The sequence below is a fragment of the Streptomyces calvus genome, assembly GCF_006782915.1.
Taxonomy (GTDB): Bacteria; Actinomycetota; Actinomycetes; order Streptomycetales; family Streptomycetaceae; genus Streptomyces; species Streptomyces calvus.
The window spans coordinates 1-19,870 of record NZ_VCNP01000008.1; the positions used below are offsets into that span (position 1 = coordinate 1).

A 19,870-nucleotide genomic window follows, 5' to 3' on the forward strand; every position below is an offset into this window, starting at 1 on the left:
CCCGCCGGCGCCGAGGCCCCGCTGCCGCTGGTGGTGGAGTTCATCGGATACGGCGGCGGCCGCGGCCTCCCGCACGAGTACCTGCTGTGGGCGTCCACGGGCCGCGCCCACTTCGTGATGGACACCCGCGGCCAGGGCAGCGCCTGGGGCGCCGGCGGCGGCACCGAGGACCCGGTGGGTGGCGGCCCGGCCTATCCCGGCTTCATGACGCGCGGCATCGACGCGCCCGAGAACTACTACTACCGCCGGGTGTTCACCGACGCCGTCCGCGCGGTGGAGGCGGCGCGGTCGCACCCGCTGACCGACGCGAGCCGCACGGTGGCCGTCGGCGCCAGCCAGGGCGGCGGCATCACGCTCGCCGTGGGCGGCCTGGTCCCGGACCTGGCGGGCATCGCGCCCGACGTGCCCTTCCTGTGCGACTTCCCGCGCGCGACGACGCTCACGGACCGGCACCCGTACCGGGAGGTCGGCCTCTACCTGAAGACGCACCGCGGCCGCACCGAGGAGGCGCTGCGCACCCTGTCCTACTTCGACGGCGTGCACTTCGCGGCCCGCGGCAATGCGCCCGCCCTGTTCTCGGCGGCCCTGGAGGACCAGACCTGCCCGCCCTCGACGGTCTTCGGGGCCTTCAACGCCTGGGCACACGAGGACAAGGCGATCGAGGTGTACGACTTCAACGACCACGAGGGCGGCGGGCCCTTCCAGGAGGCGGCCAAGCTGCGCTGGATGCGCTCGTACATCTGAGACCGGAGGAACCCGGCGGACCGGCGCCTCCGCCGACCGGCGAGGGCCGAATGGCGAGGAGCCGCCCGGCAAGGCACGCCCGGGAAGGCACGCCCGGGAAGGGGCGCCCGGCGGCTTTCGGACATGGCGGCACCGGCGGCCCGCGCGGGGTATCCGCGTCGGAGGCGCGATGTCACGGGGAAGGGCGGGGTCGCCGCCGGGTGCCGTTCCGGCCGAAGCGCGGGACCACTCTTCCCTAGCGGTTTAGACCAATGCTAGATCTGGTGGCGCAACGAGCCCGCACGGCTACGGAACGTCACCACAGGAGGCGCGGCATGGCCCGCGGCATGGCCCGCACCACCCCGCACGACCACCCGGCCGGCGAAGGAGAGCCCCTCTACCGGCGCATCGCGACGGAACTCCTCGGCGAACTGCGCGGCGGGACGATTCCGCCCGGCGAACGCCTCCCCGGCGAGCGGCGGCTGGCCGAGCACTTCGGGGTCAGCCGGGAGACCGTACGACAGGCGCTCCAGGTGCTGCGCCGCGACGGCATGCTCGCCACCGACCGGCGGGGCAGCCATGCCGCGCTGCCCGGACCACCCGTCGAGACGCCCGCCTCCGCCGGTTTCCCGGTCGGCGCGCACAGCGCGGGCCCGGGCGCGGTGTCCCGGGCCACCGTCACCTGGGAGACCCCGCCGCCCGGGCACGCCGAAGCCCTGCTGGTCGCCCCCGCCCGGCCGGCCCTGGTCCACCGCTACTGGTCCTCCTCGGCCGACGGGCGGGATCTACGGACCGCCGTGACAACGTTCTCCGCGGTGGCGCTCGCGGAGGTCGAGGAACTGGCCCGCTACCGCGACCGCGCCGACGGCACCGGCGCGGCGGAGCTGCGGCGCGCCTACGACTGGATGCGCCGGGCGGGTCTGACGCTGCACCACCGGGACACGATCAGGCGGATCGCGGGGACGCCGTCGGTCCGGGTCACCCGGCGGGTGCACGACCAGTACGCCCGCCCGCTGGAAATCACCGAGCTGGTGATGGACGCTCAACAGGACGCCCTGGTCTACGAGTTCACCGTGCCCGCCGCGGTCTGAACAGCAACGTCGGAACGCCACGGCCGAAAGCCCGCGGTCCGGACGGGACAGGGCCGCACGGACCCCGGAGGGGACAGGGCCGCACGGACCCCGGACAACGCCGAGCCGCACGGCTCCCGGACGACCGCCGACCTGCGCTCGGCGTGCGCGGGCGGTGGGCCGCAGGCCCGCGTCGTCTGCCTGTCCCGCGGCTCCGCGTTGTCCGACGGCCAACCGTCGGCGGCCCGACGGCCGCCGCGGCCGGGACGCCCCATGCGGCGCGCGCGAGCCGCTCCTGTACCCCGCCCGCTACCCCTCCGGCCGTCGCGCGACGACCAGCCGCACCCGGGGACTGCCGTCCCGGCGCCGTCCGAACTCGGGCAGCGGCCGGAACTCCACCAGGAACCCGCACCCCGTCAGTCCGCGCCACATGTCGCCGAAGCGGACCGCGCGGTAGTACATGACGAACGGCGGACGCCACACCGCGTTGCGCACCCGCATCACGGCGTCGAAGCCCAGCAGCATCGCGTGGGTGAGCGAGCCCGGCCGGGGCGGCGCGACCACCGGGAAGACGAACTGCCCGCCCGGCCGCAGCACGGAGTGGACCTGCGCGAACAGTCCCGGCAGCTCACGCGGCAGGAAGTGCCCGAACGCCCCGAAGCTGACCACCAGGTCGAAGACCGGGCCGAACGGCAGCGCCCGCGCGTCCGCCCGCACCCAGGCGACCCGCGGCCCGGGCGGCCGGGTGCGTGCCCGCGCGACGTCCAGCATGCCGGCGCTGAAGTCCACACCGGTGACGGTTCCTTCGCACACCTGCCGCAGCACGTCGACGCCCGCGCCGGTGCCGCAGCACAGGTCGAGACCCGAGCCATGGGGTCCGCTCCGCCGCAGTGCCGCGACGGTGGCGTCGAGCACCGAGTCGGGCGTGCGGAAGGGGGTGTGGTCGAACTTCGGGGCGAGGAGGTCGTAGCCGCGCTCCACGGAGGACAGTGCCTGGACGGCGAGTTCACGCAGGCGGGGGCCTTCGGGGCTGAACATCGGCCCAGCGTAGGCGAAGCAGGCCGTCGGCACCCGTCTTCCGTTTCCCCGCTCCTGTCACCGCACCCGGTGGTACAGTGAGGTCAGCACTCGTCATACGCCCGTGTTCGGGCGTCGGTGCCAGTTCTTCTCAGCATCTCCCTTCGGTTCGCCGACCAGCCCGTCCTTCCGTGACCGGCGCACCGGTATTCCCGCACCACCTCGTCGGCAGGGTCCCGCCCGCCGTGACCGTGGTGCCGTTCCGCCGCCCGGAGGCGCGCATCCGCCCTCCCCTTGCGGCTCGTCCCCTTCCCACCGCACGTCCCCGTCCGTCGTCCGCGAAAGGACCGGCCTCCATGACCACCACCACACTCGACCACCCTCCCGTACGGCAGCCCCGGCTCGTCCGCGGCCTCCTGGACATCGACCCCGCGGGGAAGGGGCGCCTGCGCGCCGAGAGCCTCCTGCCGTCCCCCTCCGACCCGCCCGTCTCCCCCGCGCTGCTGCGCCGCCACGGCCTGCGCAAGGGCGACCACGTGGAGGGCGTCCTCGGCGACCGGGCCGGCCTGTCCGAGATCGTCTCGGTCGACGGGCGCACCCCCGGCTCCCTGCCCGAACGGCGGCACTTCCACGACCTGACACCGCTCCACCCGCACCGCCGCCTGCACCTCGAACACCCCGCGTCCGCGCTGGCCGGGCGGGTCGCCGACCTGCTGACCCCGGTCGGCAAGGGGCAGCGCGGGCTGCTCGTGGCGCCGCCCAAGACCGGCAAGACGGTCCTCATCCAGCAGCTCGCGGCGGCGGTCGCCGGGAACCACCCGGAGTGCCGGCTCATGGTCGTACTGCTCGACGAACGGCCCGAGGAGGTCACCGACATGCGGCGCTCGGTGCGCGGCGAGGTGTACGCCTCGACCTTCGACCGTCCGGCCAAGGAGCACATCGCGCTCGCCGAGCTGGTCGTCGAGCGTGCCAAGCGCCTGGTGGAGGCCGGAGAGGACGTCGTCGTCCTGCTCGACTCGCTGACCCGGCTGTGCCGGGCGTACAACAACGCGGCCGCGTCCGGTGGCCGCACCCTCAGCGGCGGAGTCGACGCGTCCGCGCTGCTCGGGCCCAAGCGGTTCTTCGGCGCCGCCCGGCAGACCGAGGAGGGCGGCTCGCTGACCATCCTCGCCTCCGCCCTGGTGGAGACCGGCTCCCGCGCGGACGAGTTCTACTTCGAGGAGCTGAAGAGCACCGGCAACATGGAGCTCCGGCTGAGCCGCGAGGCGGCCGCCCGCCGCCTCTTCCCCGCCGTCGACATCACCGGTTCAGGCACCCGCCGCGAGGAACTGCTGCTCACCCCGGCCGAGTTGACGGCCGCCCGGGGACTGCGGCGGGTGCTGCGCTCCCGCGACGGGCAGGCCGAGCTGGAGACACTGCTGACACGGATGCGTGAGACGCCCGACAACGCGACGTTCCTGCGGCGCGTCCAGCCCACCCTGCCCGGCGCCTGACACGGCCCGGCGTGCGGCATCCGGGTGCTCGCGCCCGGTTCCCGGCCGGGGCAGCGCGGTGTTCCGGCGACCCATTCCTACGTTTGCGGTATGACGATCGGATTTGCTTCGCGGGCGGCCGTGTCCACGTGTGCGCTCTGTACGACGGGACTGCTGGCGCTCGCTCCCGCCGCCGCGGACACCGGCACCGACCCGGCGCCGCGAGCGACGGCGGCACCCGCGTCGCTGCTGTACCGGCACGGCACCCACGTCCGGCCGCGCCCGGGAGCGCCCGACGTCCCGGACGACCTGTCCGCGCGGTCCTGGCTGGTCGCCGACGCCGACGCCGATACCGGCGCGGTGCTCGCCGCGCACGACGCGCACCGCAGACTGCCGCCGGCCAGCACGCTCAAGACGCTGTTCGCCCTCACCCTGCTCCCCGCCCTGCCGGCCGGCATCCGGCACCGGGTCGGCGAGGACGAACTGAAGGGCATCGGCCCCGGCAGCAGCCTCGTCGGAGTCAGCGAGGACCGCACGTACCGGGTGTCGGACCTGTGGAACGGCGTCTTCCTGAACTCCGGCAACGACGCCGTGCGCGTGCTGGCCGCACTCGCCGGCGGCTGGCGGGCCACGGCCGAACGCATGCAGGCCGAGGCCCGCGCCCTCGGCGCCCGCGACACCCGGGTGACGTCACCCGACGGCTACGACGCGCCCGGCCAGGTGTCGTCGGCGTACGACCTGGCGGTGTTCGGGCGGGCCGGGCTGCGCAACCGCGAGTTCGCACGCTACTGCGCCCGGGTCTCGGCACGCTTCCCGGGCCGGCACGGCGGCTCCTACGGCATCCGCAACACCAACCGGCTGCTCACCGGCGCGGACGGCGTGGAACCCTACCGGGGCCTGATCGGCGTCAAGAACGGCTACACCAGCCGCGCCGGGCACACCCTCGTGGCGGCCGCGCGCCGAAACGGACGCACCCTCGTGGCGACGGTCATGAACCCCCGTGAGGGCGGCGGGCACGCCGTGTACGAGGAGGCGCGCTCGCTGCTGGACTGGGGGTTCGAGGCGGCCGGGCGGGTGGATCCGGTGGGCTCGCTGGACGCGCTGCGGCCCCGGCCGCCGGCCGGACCGGAGACGGAACCCGCGGCGGCCCCCGCAGCACGGCCCGCCGGCCGCCCGGGTCGGCCGGCGTCCTGGACCATCGCCGGTGCCGCCCTGCTCGGCGGCTCCGGCGTGGCGCTGTACCTGAGGATCAAGTGGGGCCCAGTGCCGCGGACCCGGCCGCTGTGATCATCCCTCGCCGGTACCGGCGAGGACCTCCGGACGGAGCAGGCCGGCCAGTGTGTCGGCTGGCAACAGGCCCTTCTCCAGCACCAGTTCGGCGACGCCCCGGCCGGTCGCCAGGGCCTCCTTGGCGATGTCGGTGGCGGCCGTGTAGCCGATGTGCGGGTTGAGGGCGGTGACCAGGCCGATGGAGTTCTCCACGGTGGCCCGCAGCGCCTCCGTGTTGGCGGTGATGCCGGCGACACACCGTTCGGCGAGCGTGAGGCAGGCGGCCCGCAGATGGGTGAGGGACCCCGACAGGGAGTGCAGGATGACCGGCTCGAAGGCGTTGAGCTGGAGCTGTCCGGCCTCGGCGGCCATGGTGATGGTGACGTCGTTGCCGATCACCTCGAAGGCGACCTGGTTGACCACCTCGGGAATCACCGGGTTGACCTTGCCGGGCATGATGGACGAACCGGCCTGCACCGGCGGCAGGTTGATCTCTCCGAGGCCGGCGCGCGGCCCCGACGACAGCAGCCGCAGGTCGTTGCAGCTCTTGGAGAGCTTGACGGCGACCCGCTTGAGCACACCGGACATCTGGACGAACGCGCCGCAGTCCTGGGTCGCCTCGACCAGGTCGGCCGCGGTCACCAGCGGCAGCCCGGTGATCGCGCACAGGTGGCGGCGGACCGACTCGGCGTATCCGGCCGGGGCGTTGAGGCCGGTGCCGATGGCGGTCGCACCCAGGTTGATCTCGTGGATCAGCTCGACGGCCTCGGCGAGCCGGCTGCGGTCCTCGTCGAGCATGACGGCGTACGACGAGAACTCCTGGCCGAGCGTCATCGGCACCGCGTCCTGGAGCTGGGTGCGGCCCATCTTCAGCACGTCACGGAATTCGACGGCCTTGGCGGCGAAGGCGTCCTGGAGGACCGCCATGGCGTCCAGCAGGGCGTGCACCCCGAACACCGTGGCGATCTTCACGGCGGTCGGGTAGACGTCGTTGGTGGACTGGCCGAGGTTCACGTCCTCGTTGGGGTGCAGGTGGGTGTACTGGCCCTTGGCGTGGCCCAGCAGCTCCAACGCCCGGTTGGCGATGACCTCGTTGGCGTTCATGTTGGTGGAGGTCCCGGCGCCGCCCTGGATCACGTCCACCACGAACTGGTCGTGCAGGGCGCCGGCGCGGATCTCCCGGCAGGCCCGCACGATGGCGGCCGCCTTGCGCGGCTCCAGCAGACCGAGCTCCTCGTTGGCGAGGGCGGCGGCCTCCTTGACGGCGGCCAGGGCGCCGATCAGGTGCGGGTGGGCGGAGATCGGGGTGCCGGTGATGGGGAAGTTCTCGGTGGCGCGCAGGGTGTGCACGCCCCAGTACGCGTCGGCGGGGACGTCCCGGTCGCCGAGCAGGTCGTGTTCGCGGCGGGTGGCGGCGGTCATGGGAGGGCTGGTCCCCTTTCCGAGGGGGTGAGGGTGGGTGGAGGTCCTCGCGGACGACGGGTCCGTGGCCGCCGCTACGGCCGCCGCTGCGACCCCGAGGGCGGTCAACCGCGGGCGGCCCGCGGACTGTCACCGCGGGTGGTCACCACGGGCGGCCCCGCGGACTGTCACCGCGAGTGGTCACCACGGGCGCCCCCGCGGACTGTCACCGGGGACGGCCTCGCGGACGGCCCCGCGGGCGGCCCGCGGACGGTCAGGCGCGGGCCGGGGTGGTCACCGGGTCGAGTGCGCGTACCGGCCGTACCGAGCCGACCGGCCGTCCGCCGCCGAGCAGCGGCTGCCCCGCGAACCCCGTGAGCAGGGACGGGTCCACGCCCGCGCGGGCGAGCGCCGCGGCGGCGACCGGGACCCGGGCGCGGTCGCCGCCGTCGGCGATCTTCACGGCGACGGCCGTGCCGTCGGGCAGCGCGGCGACCTGCACGCCCTCGAAGCCGTCCTTGGCGAGCAGTCCGGGGACCGCCCGCATCAGCGCGGCGACGTCGCGCCGCGTTCCGGAGGCCGCCTCGGCGTGCGTGCGCATGGCGTCGGCCACCCGGGCCTCCGGGGTGCCGGGCGCGGCGGTGGTGATGCGGGCGGCGGCGCGGGCCAGGCCGTGCAGGGAGACGGCGAACAGCGGCGCGCCGCAGCCGTCGACGGTGACCGTCGCGACGCGCTGCCCGGTGAGGTCCTCGACGATCTCGGCGATCGCCTGCTGCAGGGGGTGGGCGGGGTCGAGGTAGTCGTCCAGGGACCAGCCGTTCAGGCGGGCCGTGTACAGCATGGCGGCGTGCTTGCCGGAGCAGTTCTGGGCGAGGCGGGAGGGCGGGCGGTTCTCGCGCACCCAGGTGTCCCGGACGGCCGGGTCGAACGGCAGGTCCGGGACGTTGCGGAGGTGGTCCTCGGTCAGTCCGGCGAGTTCCAGGATGCGCCGGGCGCCCGCGAGGTGGGTTTCCTCGCCGGAGTGGCTGGCGGCGGCGAGCGACAGCAGCTCGCCGTCGAGCGGGAGTCCCGCACGGAGCATCGCGACCGCCTGGACGGGCTTGAGCGCGGAGCGCGGATAGCAGGCGGCCTCGATGTCGCCGAGCTGGAACCGGACGTCGCCGTCGGGGCCGAGGACGACGACGGAGCCGTAGTGGATGCCCTCCACGACGCCGCCGCGTATCAGGTGGGCGACGGGGGCGTGGAGGGGCTCGCGGATCAGGGGTGCGTCCGCGGGGAGACTGCTGTTCATCACTGCCTGGTGTGGTCGTGGGTCGGCGCGGGGGTGGTGCGCCGGCGCGGGGGGCCGGAGGGCTGGTCGGTGCGGCGGGGTGTCAGGGGCCCGGTGGGGCCGCCGCGCCGGTGCGTGCGGGGCGCACGATGTCGGTGAGGGTGGTCTCGACGCGGTCGAGGTGGTGGGCCATGGCCTCGACGGCGTCGTGCTCGGAACCGTCGGTCAGCGCCTCGACGATCGCCCGGTGTTCCCGGTTGGACTGTTCGCGGCGGCCGCCGAGTTCGTTGAGGAAGGCGGACTGGCGGGCCAGCGCGTCCCGGATCTCCTCGATCACCCGGCGGAACACCGGGTTCTGCGCGGCCTCGGCCACGGCGAGGTGGAACAGCGTGTCCATCGCCACCCACGCGGTGGTGTCGGTCTCCCGCTCCATACGGTCCAGGAGGTGGGCCAGGTGGTCCAGGTTCTCCGGGGTGCGGCGCTGCGCGGCGTACCCGGCGACCGGGATCTCGATGTGCCGGCGCACCTCGAGGAGGTCGCTGGCCGCGTAGTCGCCGAAGGTGGGGTCCTCCACGGCGTTGGCGACGACGAAGGTGCCCTTGCCGGTGCGGGACACGGTCAGGCCCATCGTCTGCAGGGCGCGCAGCGCCTCCCGCAGCACGGGCCGGGAGACCTCGAGGGTGCGGCACAGCTCCGCCTCGGAGGGGAGCTTGTCGCCGATGGCGTACTCGCCGCGTTCGATGGCGGCGCGCAGGTGGGAGAGCACCGCTTCCATCGCGCTGACGCGCCGCGGCCCCGCCCCACCTGTCTGGCTGTCTGACAGGTTCACGGGACGATCGTGCGGTGCGGGCCCGAGCCCTGTCAAGGCGGGGTGGTGCCAGCCACACCCCGCTTCGGGGGGACCACATCATTCTGCGCCGAAGAAATCGTTCCCATACTGAGCGCATGGCCCATTCAACAGTGCTCACGGACACCTCTCTCCCCGGCGAAGGAGAAAGGGACGGCGGAAAACAGAGAGAAACACCGAGAGAAACACCGAAGCAGACAGCGCGGGAGAAGGGTCGAGAAAAGGGCAGCGACTTCTCCGAGCTGTCGCGGCGCATATCCGAAGCGGGGCTCCTCAGGCGACGCCCGCTGTACTACACGGTGCGCTTCGGCGCGGTCGCCCTGGCACTCGCCGGCGGTGTGGCCGCCTTTCTCGTCCTGGGCGACAGCTGGTACCAACTGTTCGTCGCCGCCGCCCTGGCCCTGGTGTTCGGGCAGCTCGGACTGGCCGCGCACGATCTGGCCCACCGCCAGGTGTTCTCCCGTCGCCGCCCCAGTGAGATCGGCGGCCTGCTGGTGGCCAATGTGCTGCTGGGCATGAGTTACGGCTGGTGGATGAACAAGCACACCCGTCACCACGCCAACCCGAATCACGAGAAGAAGGACCCCGACGTCGCCCCCGACATCCTCGTGTGGTCACGGCGCCAGGCGAAAGAGGCGAAGGGGCCCGCGCGTTTCATCGGAAAACATCAGGCGGCCCTCTTCTTTCCGCTGCTGACCCTGGAGGGGCTCAATCTCAGCCTCAGCAGCTTCCGGGCTCTGCGCCGCCCGTCGATGAAACGGCCGGTGCTGGAGGGAACGCTTCTCGTCGCGCATTTCGTGGTCTATTTCGGCGGCCTGTTCCTGGTCCTCTCCCCCGGCAGGGCGCTCGCGTTCGTCGCCGTCCACCAGGGGTTGTTCGGGATCTACCTGGGTTCCGTGTTCGCCCCCAACCACAAGGGGATGCCGATGATCGAGGAGGGCACCGAGCTGGACTTCCTGCGCCGGCAGGTGCTCACCTCCCGCAACGTGGACGGCGGTGTGCTGGTCGACGCGTTCATGGGCGGGCTGAACTACCAGATCGAGCACCATCTGTTCCCCAGCATGCCGACGCCCGCCCTCGGCAGGGCCCAGATCATCACCGAGCGGTACTGCGCGGAGCTGGGCATCCCGTACTGCCGGACGGGGCTGCTCGCCTCGCACCGTGAGGCGCTGCGCCACCTCAGGCGGGTCGGGGAGCCGCTGCGCCGGGCGGGCTGAGGCACGCGGGCCGCGGAGCGGGCCGCCGCCTGCGTCACCAGCCCTTCTCGAACAGTTCCGCGATCTCGGCGATGCGCGCCTCGTCGCGTCGGTGGACGGGCGGGCCGTCGGCGGCGGTGTCGGTGCGCAGCAGGCCGAGGGCGGTGAGGATCCGGAGGTGGGTGAGGGCGACCTGGCGGGGCACGCCGAGCCTCGCGGCGACGGCGTCCGCGGTGAGGCCGCGCTCGGCGGTGCCCGGTTCGCGCAGCCACGTCAGGATGCGCAGCCGTGTCCCGTCGACGGGAGTCCTCAGCATCACGTACACCTCCGCGCCGGGGGTCCTCACCCGGGGCCCCTCCACTGTCCCGTGCCGCGCCGGACGTGTCCCGCGGTCGCGGCAGCTTGTCCGGGATGCGACGCATACGGGGCCCCGCCGACCGCTCCCCCGAGGTCGCGGTCGTGCCGTCACCGGCCGGACGGGCCGGGGCCGCGGGAGGCGGCCGCGGTCCGGTTACTGCGGCTGCGTCGCGATCTGGATCAGGTTGCCGCAGGTGTCGTCGAAGACGGCGGTGGTGACCGGGCCCATCTCCAGCGGCTCCTGGGTGAAGTGGACGCCGAGGCCCACCAGGCGCTCGTACTCGGCCCGCACGTCGGTGACGGCGAACTGGGCGAGCGGGATGCCGTCCCGGACGAGCGCGTCGCGGTAGGGCTTGACGGCGGGGTGTCCCGCGGGTTCCAGGAGGAGTTCGGTGCCGCCGGGCTCCTCGGGCGAGACGACGGTCAGCCACCGGTCCTGCTCGCCCAGCGGGACGTCGTGCTTCTTCACGAAGCCGAGGATCTCGGTGTAGAAGTGTTCGGCCTTGGCCTGGTCGTCGACGAAGATGCTGGTCAGATGGATCTTCATGGGGTGTTCTCCTGCGGTCCGGTCGGATCGGGCGCGAGCCAGCGGTCGGTGATCTGCCGCAGCGGGGCCGTGTCCAGGTCGTGGTACTTGTAGCGGCCCTCCCGCCTGGTCTCGACCAGCCCGGCGGCCTCCAGCACGGCGAGGTGCTGGGAGACCGCCTGGCGCGAGATGCCGAGCCCGTGCTTCATGCTCAGGCGGGAGCAGATTTCGAACAGCGTCTGTCCGGACCTCTCCGCGAGTTCGTCCATGATGGTGCGGCGAGTGCGGTCGGCCAGGGCTTTGAAGAGGTCGTCGGCCACACCCCCAGCATAGGCAAGTGTTCACTTGCCTATCAAGTGGGGGCCCGGCCGGCGCCGGACGTCACACCTCCGGGCGCCGGCCGCGCCCCTGCGCCGTCACCGGTGGCGGAACCACGCCGTCGCCGGCAGCAGCCGGTCGTCGTAGCCGAAGAGCGCCTGGTTCTCCCAGCCGTTGCCGGAGGACGGGTCGGCGGGGTCCCAGCCGTTGCCGGTGCGGGCGGTCCAGGTCGCCTCCCAGTAGAAGACGCCGAGGCCGCGGCCGTGCGGGACGGCCTCCACGATGCTCGCCACGTCGTTCATCCAGCGGGTCTGGCCCGTCGGGGACGCCGGGTAGCCGGGCACGAGTTCGCTGTCGAGGTCGATGATGTTCTCCAGCGCGTCCTCGCTGTCCAGACGGAACGGGTAGGCCGTCTCGGCGACGAAGACGGGCTTTCCGTACCGGGTGGCCGCGTCGTCCAGGGTGGTCTGGAAGGCGTGCAGCGTGCCGTGCCAGTAGCCGTAGTACGACAGGCCGATGGCGTCGAACCTCACGCCGTGGGACACCGCGTTGTCGAACCACCAGCGGGTGCCTTCGAGGTCGCCGCCTTCGGCGAGGTGCAGCGCGGCGACCGTGGACCGGTCGACGGCCTTGACGGCGTCGTAGCCGGAGTTGAGCAGACCGGCGAGCTGCGGCCAGTTGTCGGTGGACCCCTCGTTCCACAGCATGCCGCCGTTGATCTCGTTGCCGACCTGCACCATGTCCGCCGTGGTGCCCTGCGCCTTCAGCGCGTGGAGCACGTCGTACGTGTGGTCGTAGACGTCCTTCTTCAGCTGCCCGTAGGAGTGGCCCGCCCAGGCGGCGGGCTTGTTCTGCTTGCCCGGGTCGGCCCAGGCGTCCGAGTAGTGGAAGTCGACCAGCAGCTTCATGCCCCGGGCCTTGATCCGCTCGGCCATGGCCAGGACGTGCGCCTTGTCGTTGTAGCCGTCGGCCGGGTCCACCCACACCTTCAGGCGGGCGTAGTTCATGCCGGCGGACCTCAGGAGTGCGACCGCGTCGCCGGTACCGCCGGAGGCACTGCGGTAGACCCCGCCCATGGCCTCGCTCTTGGGCAGGGAGGAGATGTCGGCGCCCTTCACGGCCAGGCCGGAGGTGCCGGGAGCGAACGTGAGGTCGTCGACGTTGATCCAGTTGCCGGCGTTCGCGTCGCTGGTGACGCTGACCGTGCACTGGTTGCCGGTCACCGCGACCGGCACGACGATCCGGATCCATCCGGAGTCGGACACCGGCAGGTCGGTGCGCTGCTCGGGGCCGCCGCAGTTCTTCAGCGCGAGGTGGGCGGACTTCTGCCCGCCGCCGGAGCGGACCCAGGCGGTGAGTCGGTAGTCGCCGGGGGTCAGGCCCGACAGGTACTGGTACGTCTCCACCCGGTACGCGGAGGACGACCAGTGGGACAGGCGGTGGCCGCCGCCGCGGCCACCGGACTCCGTGTAGGAGGCGCCCGTGTCGCCGTACTCGGACCAGCCGCTGGGGGTGGCCGTGCCCGAACCGTCGGTTTCGAAGCCGCCGTTGGTGAGGGTGCTCGCTGCGGTGGCCTGCTGGGCGGGCAGGGCGGTGAGGGCGAGGCCCGCCACGAGCGGCGGCAGCAGGGCCCGGAGGGTGCGTCTGGGATGGAACATGGCCGTTCGTCGTCCCTTCGACGTGGGAGAAGGAGTGCCCTGCGCCTGGGCGGCGAGGGCCCCCTCCGCCCGCGGCCTGTGCTCACGCGGGCGGAGGGGAGTCGCGGCTCAGCCGTCGAGTCGTACGACCCGGACGGCTCCGGCCGGGACCGCGAGGCGGCCCGCGGCCCGCTCACCGGTCAGCAGTTCGGTGCCGGGGGTGTCCAGCGGCACCTCGGTGTCGGCGGCGGTGTGGTTGATCACGAACAGGAAGGTGCCCGACTCGCCCGTGCGGCGCACCACTTCGACGTCGCGGGGCAGATCGGCGCGCGGGGTGATCCCGGCGTCCTCGACGGCCTGGCCGAGCAGGGCGGCGAGGCCCTCGGCGCCCGGCCGGGTGGAGACGTACCAGGCGGTGCCGCGGCCGAGGCGGTGGCGGGTGACGGCCGGGCGGCCCGCGGCCGGTCCGTCGGCGTACGTCCACACGGTCTCGGCGCCGCGCGGCACCACGAACTCCGTCCACACGTCGGCGTCGAGCCCGGCGCCGCCGGGGCCGGAAAGGCGCACCCGTTCGCCCGGCAGGAGCGGGGAGAACTCCTCGACGGTCAGGCCGAGCACGTCGCGCAGGGCGCCCGGGTGGGGGCCCTCGTGCACGGCGTCGTGCTCGTCGACGATGCCGGAGAAGTACGACACGACGAGGGTGCCGCCGTTCTCGACGTACTCCCGGAGGTTGCGGCCGGCCGCCTCCGTCATCAGGTAGAGAGCCGGTACGACGACCAGGGGATGGTCCGACAGGTCGGCTTCGGGGTGGGCGAAGTCGACGGTGAGGTGGTGGTCGTAGAGGGCCTCGTAGTAGGCGTCGGCGCGTTCGCGGGCGTCGTGGTCCTCGCTGGGGCGCCAGTCGAGGTTCTGCGCCCACCAGGACTGCCAGTCCCACAGCACGGCCACGTCGGCCTCGGTGCGGGTGCCGCCAACCGGTGCCAACGCCTCGACGGCCGCGCCCAGTTCGGTCACCTCGCGCCAGACGCGGGTGTCGGTTCCGCCGTGCGGCACCATCGCGGAGTGGAACTTCTCGGCGCCGCGCCGGGACTGGCGCCACTGGAAGAACATCGCGCCCTCGGAACCGCGGGCCACGTGCGCGAGGGAGTTGCGGGCCATCTGGCCGGGGGTCTTGGCCGGGTTGCGGGGCTGCCAGTTGACGCCCGAGGTGGAGTGTTCGAGGAGCAGCCAGGGCGCGCCGCCGGCGACGGAGCGGGTCAGGTCGGCGGCCATCGCCAGGTTGACGTGGGTGCGGCGGCCGTCGGTGATCAGGTAGTGGTCGTTGGTGACGAGGTCGGTCTCGCGGCCCCAGGCCCAGTAGTCGACGGAGTCGCACTGGCTGAGGGCGGTCATGAAGTTGGTGGTCACCGGGACGCCGGGTGAGAGGCGGTGCAGGATGTCCCGCTCGGCGGTGAAGTTCTCGCGCATGGTGGCGTCGGCGAAGCGCCGGTAGTCCAGCGCCTGGGCCGGGTTGCCGACGGTGGCGGCCCGGCGCGGCGGGTTGATCTCCTCCAGACAGGAGTAGCGCTGCCCCCAGAACGCGGTCCCCCAGGCCTCGTTGACGGCCTCCACGGTGCCGTACTCGCGGGCCAGCCAGCGGCGGAAGTGCGCGGCGCAGGAGTCGCAGTAGCAGGCGGAGACGGGGACGCCGTACTCGTTGTGGACGTGCCACATCGCGAGCGCCGGGTGGTCGGCGTAGCGCTCGGCGAGCCGGGTGGTGATGTTCGCGGCGGCGGCACGGTAGTCGGCGTTGCTGTGGCAGATGGCTCCGCGCGAGCCGAACTCCAGCCGTACGCCGTCGGCCGTGACGGGCAGGGCCTCGGGGTGGGCGCGGTAGAACCAGGCGGGCGGCACCACGGTGGGCGTGCCGAGGTCGACGCGGACGCCGTTCGCGTGCAGCAGGTCCAGGTTGCGGTCGAGCCAGCCGAAGTCGTAGGTGCCGGGCGCGGGTTCCAGCAGGGCCCAGGAGAAGATCCCGACGCTCACCATCGTGACGCCGGCCTCCCGCATCAGCCGGACGTCCTCGTCCCAGACGCGTTCCGGCCACTGCTCGGGGTTGTAGTCCCCGCCGAAGGCGAGCCCGGCAAGGCCCTTGGGGGTGGTCTCCGGCATCGATACTCCCGATCTAGTCGATCAATTGTGAACGTACACACACCCAGAGGGGCGAGCGAAGCCAACATAAGCGCACAGCATCAAGCATTGACAAGTGTCCGGGATGTTTCTCTACTGTGAACGCTCACAGACGCGGCGCGAGTCGCGCATCGATGGGACAGATCGATGGACAGCAGGTCTTCGCGCCCGGCGGAGGCCCAGGTCAGGGGAGAGATCCATGCCGTACACGAAGCGCCGTCGCCTCGTGAGTTCCGCCGTCGCGGTCGCGCTCGGCGCCACCGCACTCGCCGCCTGCGGCTCGTCGTCCGACGACGGCGAGGCCGGGTCGGGCCCGGTCTCACTGACGTACTGGACCTGGGCCCCCGGCATGGACAAGGTCGTCGACCTCTGGAACGAGGGGCCGGGCAAGAAGGAGCAGATCACCGTCACGGTGAAGAAGCAGGCGTCCGGCGACACCCTGGTCACCAAGATCCTCACCGCGCACAAGGCCGGCCAGGCACCCGACCTGGTGCAGGCCGAGTACCAGGCGCTGCCCACGCTGGTCAGTAACGACGCGCTCGCCGACATCGGCGACGGCGCGGGCGCCGCGAAGGACAGGTTCGCCGAGGGCGTCTGGCAGCAGACCACGCTCGGCACGGACGCCGTCTACGCGATCCCGCAGGACATCGGACCGATGATGTTCTACTACCGCGCCGACCTGTTCGAGCAGTACGACCTGACCGTCCCCACCACCTGGGACGAGTTCGCCGAGACGGCGCGCAAGCTGAAGAAGGCGGCACCCGACAAGGACCTGACCACCTTCTCCGCCAACGACTCCGGCCTGTTCGCGGGCCTCGCCCAGCAGGCCGGCGCCCGCTGGTGGACCACCTCCGGCGACCGGTGGAAGGTCGGCATCAACGACGACGCGACCAGGAAGGTCGCCGAGTTCTGGGGCGGCCTGGTGAAGGAGGGCGCCATCGACAACCAGCCGATGTACACCCCGGCCTGGAACAAGGCGCTCAACACCGGCAAGCAGATCGCGTGGGTGAGCGCCGTGTGGGCGCCTGGCACCCTGACCACCGCCGCGCCCGACACCAAGGGCAAGTGGGCCATGGCCCCGCTGCCCCAGTGGAACGACGGCGACAAGCGCACCGGCAGCTGGGGCGGCTCCTCCACCGCCGTCACCACCGACTCCGCGCACAAGGACGCCGCCACGAAGTTCGCCGTCTGGCTGAACACCGACCGGACGGCGCTGAACGCGCTGGCGAAGGACGGCGGCATCTACCCGGCCTCCACCTCCGCCCAGCTCAGCGGCGCGTTCACCGAGCCGCCGGCGTACTTCACGAACCAGCCCGACTTCTACCGGAAGGCCGCCGAGATAGCGGAGACCACCGCGCCCTCCGCCTGGGGGCCGAACGTGAACGTCGCCTACACGTCCTTCAAGGACGCCTTCGGCGCCGCCGCGAAGAACAAGTCGGACTTCACCGCCGCCCTGGACACCATGCAGCGGGTCACGGTCGCCGACCTGAAGAAGCAGGGCTTCGGAGTCGCCGAGTGAAGTCCCCGGCACACCGCGGGCGGGCCGGGCGGGCCCCGTACCTCTTCCTCGTCCCCGCGACGGCGCTCTTCGTCCTGTTCTTCGCGCTGCCCATCGGCTACGCCCTCTGGCTCAGCCTCCGCAAGGTGCGGGTGTCGGGGCTGGGCCTCGGCTCGGGCGCCCGCGAGGAGGTCTGGGCCGGACTGGAGAACTACACCGGCGCCCTGTCCGACAGCGAACTCCTGCACGGTGCGCTGCGCGTGCTCGGCTACGGCTGCATCGTGGTGCCGGTGATGCTGGGGCTCGCGCTGCTGTTCGCGCTGATGCTGGACTCCGAGAGGGTGCGGCTCGCCCCGTTCACCCGGCTCGCGATCTTCCTGCCGTACGCCATTCCCGGCGTGGTGGCCGCCCTGCTGTGGGGCTTCCTCTACCTGCCGGACGTCAGCCCCCTGTACTACGTGCTGGACGCGCTGGGCCTGCCGCAGCCGGACCTGCTGGACGGCGGCCCGCTGTACCTGGCCCTGGCGAACATCGCGGTCTGGGGCGGCACCGGCTTCAACATGATCGTCATCTACACGGCGCTCAGGGCCGTCCCGGCCGAGGTGTACGAGGCGGCGAAGCTGGACGGGGCCACCCCGCTGCAGATCGCGCTCCGGATCAAGATCCCGATGGTGGCGCCGTCGCTGGTGCTGACCTTCTTCTTCTCGGTCATCGCCACGCTCCAGGTGTTCAGCGAACCGACCACCCTCAAACCGCTCACCAACTCCGTCTCCACCACCTGGAGTCCGCTGATGAAGGTGTACCAGGACGCCTTCGGCAACGGTGACATCCACGCGGCCGCCGCCCAGGCGACCCTCATCGCGCTCGCCACCCTGGTGCTGTCCTTCGGGTTCCTGCGGGCCGTGAACCGACGCGACAGGCAGGAGACCGCCCGATGAGCTCCCTGGCCGTACCCGGGACCGAGCCCACCGCCGGCACCGCCGGCGGCACCGTCCGGCGTCCGGCGCGACGCCGCCGGATCGCGCCGCTGCCGACCCTGACCCTGCTGCTCGGCGCGGTGTACTGCCTGCTGCCGGTGGCCTGGGTGGTGATCGCGTCCACCAAGTCCGGCTCCGAACTGTTCTCCACCTTCACCTTCTGGCCGGGCACCGGTTTCGCCGGCAACCTCGCCGACCTCGCCGCCTACCGCGACGGCGTCTACTGGCGGTGGATGGGCAACTCCGCGCTCTACGCCGGGCTCGGCGCGCTGCTGTCGACGTGCGTGTCGGCGATCAGCGGCCACGCGCTGGCGGTCTACCGCTTCCGGGGCCGCGAGGCGCTGTTCAACGTGCTGCTCGCGGGCGTGCTGATGCCGCCGGTGATCCTCGCCGTCCCGCAGTACCTGCTCCTCGCGCAGGCCGGCCTCACCGACTCCCACCTGTCGGTGCTGCTCCCGCAGATCCTCTCCCCCTACGGCGTCTACCTGGCGCGGATCTACGCCACGGCGGCGGTGCCCGCCGACGTGGTGGAGGCCGCCCGGATGGACGGCGCGGGCGAGTGGCGGATCTTCACCCGGGTCGCGCTGCCGATGATGCTGCCCGGCCTGGTGACGGTGTTCCTGTTCCAGTTCGTGGCGGTCTGGAACAACTTCCTGCTGCCGTACATCATGCTCAGCGACGACGAGAAGTTCCCGATCACCCTCGGTCTGCACACGCTGCTCGAACAGGGCGCCAACACTCCGGCGCTGTACACGCTGGTGATCACGGGTGCGTTCCTCGCGGTGCTGCCGCTGGTGGCGCTGTTCCTGGTGGTCCAGCGGTTCTGGAGTCTGGATCTGCTGTCCGGGGCCGTAAAGTCATGACCATGAGCAGCACGGGGGGCAGGCGCAAGCCGCCGACGATCCACGACGTGGCGCGCGAGGCCGGAGTCTCGCGCGGCACGGTCTCACGGGTGCTCAACGGCGGCCACTACGTCAGTCCGGCCGCCGCGCAGGCGGTCGACGCGGCCATCCGCAAGACGGGCTACGTCGTCAACCGGCACGCCCGCTCGCTGATCACCGGCCGTTCGGACTCGGTGGGGTTCCTGCTCACGGAGCCGCAGGAGCGGTTCTTCGAGGACCCGAACTTCAACGTCCTGCTGCGCGGCTGCACCCAGGCCCTGGCCGCGCACGACATCCCGCTGCTGCTGATGCTGGCCGGCACGGACGACGAACGGCGGCGCATCACGCGGTACATCACCGCCGGGCACGTCGACGGGGTGCTGCTGGTCTCCAGCCACTCCGGTGACCCGGTGGCCGAGGAACTGCGCGCGGCGGGTGTGCCGCTCGTCGCGTGCGGCAAGCCGATCGGGCTGGGGTCGAAGGTGAGTTACGTGGCCGCCGACGACCGGGACGGCGCCCGCGACATGGTGCGGCACCTGCTGGCGCTGGGCCGGCGGCGGATCGGCGTGGTGACCGGCCCACTGGACACCCCGGGCGGGGTGGAGCGGCTCGCCGGGTACCGGGAGGTGCTCGCCGAGGCGGGTGTCGAGGCCGACGAGCGGCTGGTCGTCTCCGGCGACTACAGCCGGGCCAGCGGTGAGGCGGGCGCCGAACGGCTGCTGGCGCGTGCGCCCGACGTGGACGCCGTTTTCGTCGCCTCCGACCTGATGGCGCAGGGTGTGCTGACGGCGCTGCACCGGGCGGGGCGGCGGGTGCCGGAGGACGTGGCGGTCGGCGGATTCGACGACTCGCCCGCCGCCGTCGCCGCCCGCCCGGAGCTCACCACCATCCGCCAGCCCTGGGACCGCATCAGCAGCGAGATGGTGCGGGTGCTGCTCGCGCAGATCGGCGGCGACGACCCGGCGGCGGTGATCCTGCCGACGGAACTGGTGAAGCGGGCCTCGGCCTGAGGCCCGCCCCGGACGGCGCAGGCGGTCAGGATCGGAAAAGCCGTACGCCCCTCCCCCGGCCTAGGGTCTGTCGTTTGGATCAGGTCGGCTGGGAGACGCAGCGCTTCTCAGCCCACCCGAGCGGGGCGTGGTGCGTGCAGCTGCAAGGCGGAGGAGGGCGGCGACGCGGAGCGTCGACAACCGACGACAACGCTGCAGATGTGCGTACCACGCCCCGCGAAACCGACATGAT

Annotated in this window: 18 protein-coding genes; 9 read left to right on the forward strand and 9 right to left on the reverse strand. The window is 72.6% G+C overall.

All coding sequences use genetic code 11. The features are described from left to right. Both FGW31_RS02875 and FGW31_RS02880 read left to right on the forward strand, forming a co-directional pair. Positions 1 to 744, forward strand: a 744-nt coding sequence (locus FGW31_RS02875; RefSeq protein ID WP_142191717.1) for an acetylxylan esterase, incomplete at its 5' end; no start/stop codon positions are given. A gap of 326 nt (positions 745 to 1,070) precedes the next feature. Next, positions 1,071 to 1,814: a GntR family transcriptional regulator gene (locus FGW31_RS02880; protein ID WP_142191810.1), complete on the forward strand. Its 744-nt coding sequence runs from the start codon at positions 1,071 to 1,073 to the stop codon at positions 1,812 to 1,814. 288 nt (positions 1,815 to 2,102) lie between these two features. Here FGW31_RS02880 and FGW31_RS02885 read toward each other — a convergent pair whose 3' ends face one another. After that, positions 2,103 to 2,831: a class I SAM-dependent methyltransferase gene (locus tag FGW31_RS02885; protein WP_142191718.1), complete on the reverse strand. Its 729-nt coding sequence runs from the start codon at positions 2,829 to 2,831 to the stop codon at positions 2,103 to 2,105. Between the two features lie 335 nt (positions 2,832 to 3,166). Between FGW31_RS02885 and rho the strand changes: the two genes are divergently transcribed. Both rho and FGW31_RS02895 read left to right on the forward strand, forming a co-directional pair. Continuing rightward, positions 3,167 to 4,303 carry a transcription termination factor Rho gene (rho, locus tag FGW31_RS02890; RefSeq protein ID WP_220510635.1) on the forward strand — a complete coding sequence of 379 codons (1,137 nt, stop codon included), beginning with the start codon at positions 3,167 to 3,169 and terminating at the stop codon, positions 4,301 to 4,303. A gap of 90 nt (positions 4,304 to 4,393) precedes the next feature. Beyond that, positions 4,394 to 5,569 (forward strand): D-alanyl-D-alanine carboxypeptidase family protein, encoded by a 1,176-nt coding sequence (locus FGW31_RS02895; protein ID WP_142191719.1) that lies wholly within the window; start codon positions 4,394 to 4,396, stop codon positions 5,567 to 5,569. Here FGW31_RS02895 and aspA read toward each other — a convergent pair whose 3' ends face one another. From aspA to FGW31_RS02910, 3 genes are all read right to left on the reverse strand, one after another. Further along, positions 5,570 to 6,973, reverse strand: coding sequence for an aspartate ammonia-lyase (aspA, locus tag FGW31_RS02900; RefSeq protein WP_142191720.1), 1,404 nt, complete (start codon positions 6,971 to 6,973; stop codon positions 5,570 to 5,572). Positions 6,974 to 7,226: 253 nt separating this feature from the next. Continuing rightward, the gene (locus FGW31_RS02905; RefSeq protein WP_142191721.1) at positions 7,227 to 8,243 is read right to left on the reverse strand and encodes an asparaginase; all 1,017 of its coding nucleotides are present in this window, start codon (positions 8,241 to 8,243) and stop codon (positions 7,227 to 7,229) included. 82 nt (positions 8,244 to 8,325) lie between these two features. After that, positions 8,326 to 8,997 carry a FadR/GntR family transcriptional regulator gene (locus tag FGW31_RS02910; protein ID WP_142191812.1) on the reverse strand — a complete coding sequence of 224 codons (672 nt, stop codon included), beginning with the start codon at positions 8,995 to 8,997 and terminating at the stop codon, positions 8,326 to 8,328. A 170-nt stretch (positions 8,998 to 9,167) separates the two neighbouring features. On the opposite strand from FGW31_RS02910, the gene FGW31_RS02915 reads away from it, so the two are divergent. Continuing rightward, positions 9,168 to 10,286: a fatty acid desaturase family protein gene (locus tag FGW31_RS02915; RefSeq protein ID WP_233452359.1), complete on the forward strand. Its 1,119-nt coding sequence runs from the start codon at positions 9,168 to 9,170 to the stop codon at positions 10,284 to 10,286. A 34-nt stretch (positions 10,287 to 10,320) separates the two neighbouring features. On the opposite strand, the gene FGW31_RS02920 is transcribed toward FGW31_RS02915, so the two are convergent. The 5 genes from FGW31_RS02920 to FGW31_RS02940 form a co-directional block, all read right to left on the reverse strand. Then, the gene (locus FGW31_RS02920) at positions 10,321 to 10,581 is read right to left on the reverse strand and encodes a winged helix-turn-helix domain-containing protein (RefSeq protein WP_167529988.1); all 261 of its coding nucleotides are present in this window, start codon (positions 10,579 to 10,581) and stop codon (positions 10,321 to 10,323) included. Between the two features lie 195 nt (positions 10,582 to 10,776). Then, positions 10,777 to 11,169: a VOC family protein gene (locus FGW31_RS02925; protein WP_142191722.1), complete on the reverse strand. Its 393-nt coding sequence runs from the start codon at positions 11,167 to 11,169 to the stop codon at positions 10,777 to 10,779. Continuing rightward, positions 11,166 to 11,468, reverse strand: coding sequence for an ArsR/SmtB family transcription factor (locus FGW31_RS02930; protein WP_142191723.1), 303 nt, complete (start codon positions 11,466 to 11,468; stop codon positions 11,166 to 11,168). The genes FGW31_RS02925 and FGW31_RS02930 overlap by 4 nt, the downstream gene beginning before the upstream one ends. A 96-nt stretch (positions 11,469 to 11,564) precedes the next feature. After that, positions 11,565 to 13,124, reverse strand: a complete 1,560-nt coding sequence (locus FGW31_RS02935) for a glycoside hydrolase family 53 protein (protein ID WP_142191724.1) — start codon at positions 13,122 to 13,124, stop codon at positions 11,565 to 11,567. Between the two features lie 108 nt (positions 13,125 to 13,232). Continuing rightward, positions 13,233 to 15,254 (reverse strand): beta-galactosidase, encoded by a 2,022-nt coding sequence (locus FGW31_RS02940; protein ID WP_142191725.1) that lies wholly within the window; start codon positions 15,252 to 15,254, stop codon positions 13,233 to 13,235. 217 nt (positions 15,255 to 15,471) lie between these two features. Here FGW31_RS02940 and FGW31_RS02945 point away from each other — a divergent pair, with 217 nt between their 5' ends. The 4 genes from FGW31_RS02945 to FGW31_RS02960 are packed head-to-tail and all read left to right on the forward strand — an operon-like array spanning position 15,472 to position 19,638. Then, on the forward strand, positions 15,472 to 16,791 hold the full coding sequence (locus FGW31_RS02945; protein WP_142191726.1) for an ABC transporter substrate-binding protein: 1,320 nt from the start codon (positions 15,472 to 15,474) through the stop codon (positions 16,789 to 16,791). After that, entirely contained in the window at positions 16,788 to 17,708 is a 921-nt protein-coding gene (locus FGW31_RS02950) for a carbohydrate ABC transporter permease (protein ID WP_142191727.1), read from the forward strand. Before FGW31_RS02945 ends, FGW31_RS02950 begins: the two co-directional genes overlap by 4 nt. Next, positions 17,705 to 18,610, forward strand: a complete 906-nt coding sequence (locus FGW31_RS02955; protein ID WP_142191728.1) for a carbohydrate ABC transporter permease — start codon at positions 17,705 to 17,707, stop codon at positions 18,608 to 18,610. Before FGW31_RS02950 ends, FGW31_RS02955 begins: the two co-directional genes overlap by 4 nt. Then, complete coding sequence (locus FGW31_RS02960) at positions 18,607 to 19,638, forward strand: LacI family DNA-binding transcriptional regulator (RefSeq protein ID WP_142191729.1); 1,032 nt, start codon at positions 18,607 to 18,609, stop codon at positions 19,636 to 19,638. Before FGW31_RS02955 ends, FGW31_RS02960 begins: the two co-directional genes overlap by 4 nt. Positions 19,639 to 19,870 lie beyond the last annotated feature (232 nt).

What these genes read in the sequence shown, in the direction of transcription:
- FGW31_RS02905 (WP_142191721.1), bottom strand. Translation starts at nt 8,243, where the DNA reads ATGAACAGCAGTCTCCCCGCGGACGCACCCCTGATCCGCGAGCCCCTC.
- FGW31_RS02960 (WP_142191729.1), top strand. Translation starts at nt 18,607, where the DNA reads ATGACCATGAGCAGCACGGGGGGCAGGCGCAAGCCGCCGACGATCCAC.
- FGW31_RS02885 (WP_142191718.1), bottom strand. Translation starts at nt 2,831, where the DNA reads ATGTTCAGCCCCGAAGGCCCCCGCCTGCGTGAACTCGCCGTCCAGGCA.
- FGW31_RS02955 (WP_142191728.1), top strand. Translation starts at nt 17,705, where the DNA reads ATGAGCTCCCTGGCCGTACCCGGGACCGAGCCCACCGCCGGCACCGCC.
- rho (WP_220510635.1), top strand. Translation starts at nt 3,167, where the DNA reads ATGACCACCACCACACTCGACCACCCTCCCGTACGGCAGCCCCGGCTC.
- FGW31_RS02895 (WP_142191719.1), top strand. Translation starts at nt 4,394, where the DNA reads ATGACGATCGGATTTGCTTCGCGGGCGGCCGTGTCCACGTGTGCGCTC.
- FGW31_RS02940 (WP_142191725.1), bottom strand. Translation starts at nt 15,254, where the DNA reads ATGCCGGAGACCACCCCCAAGGGCCTTGCCGGGCTCGCCTTCGGCGGG.
- FGW31_RS02910 (WP_142191812.1), bottom strand. Translation starts at nt 8,997, where the DNA reads ATGGAAGCGGTGCTCTCCCACCTGCGCGCCGCCATCGAACGCGGCGAG.
- aspA (WP_142191720.1), bottom strand. Translation starts at nt 6,973, where the DNA reads ATGACCGCCGCCACCCGCCGCGAACACGACCTGCTCGGCGACCGGGAC.
- FGW31_RS02915 (WP_233452359.1), top strand. Translation starts at nt 9,168, where the DNA reads ATGGCCCATTCAACAGTGCTCACGGACACCTCTCTCCCCGGCGAAGGA.
- FGW31_RS02925 (WP_142191722.1), bottom strand. Translation starts at nt 11,169, where the DNA reads ATGAAGATCCATCTGACCAGCATCTTCGTCGACGACCAGGCCAAGGCC.
- FGW31_RS02920 (WP_167529988.1), bottom strand. Translation starts at nt 10,581, where the DNA reads ATGCTGAGGACTCCCGTCGACGGGACACGGCTGCGCATCCTGACGTGG.
- FGW31_RS02935 (WP_142191724.1), bottom strand. Translation starts at nt 13,124, where the DNA reads ATGTTCCATCCCAGACGCACCCTCCGGGCCCTGCTGCCGCCGCTCGTG.
- FGW31_RS02880 (WP_142191810.1), top strand. Translation starts at nt 1,071, where the DNA reads ATGGCCCGCACCACCCCGCACGACCACCCGGCCGGCGAAGGAGAGCCC.
- FGW31_RS02945 (WP_142191726.1), top strand. Translation starts at nt 15,472, where the DNA reads ATGCCGTACACGAAGCGCCGTCGCCTCGTGAGTTCCGCCGTCGCGGTC.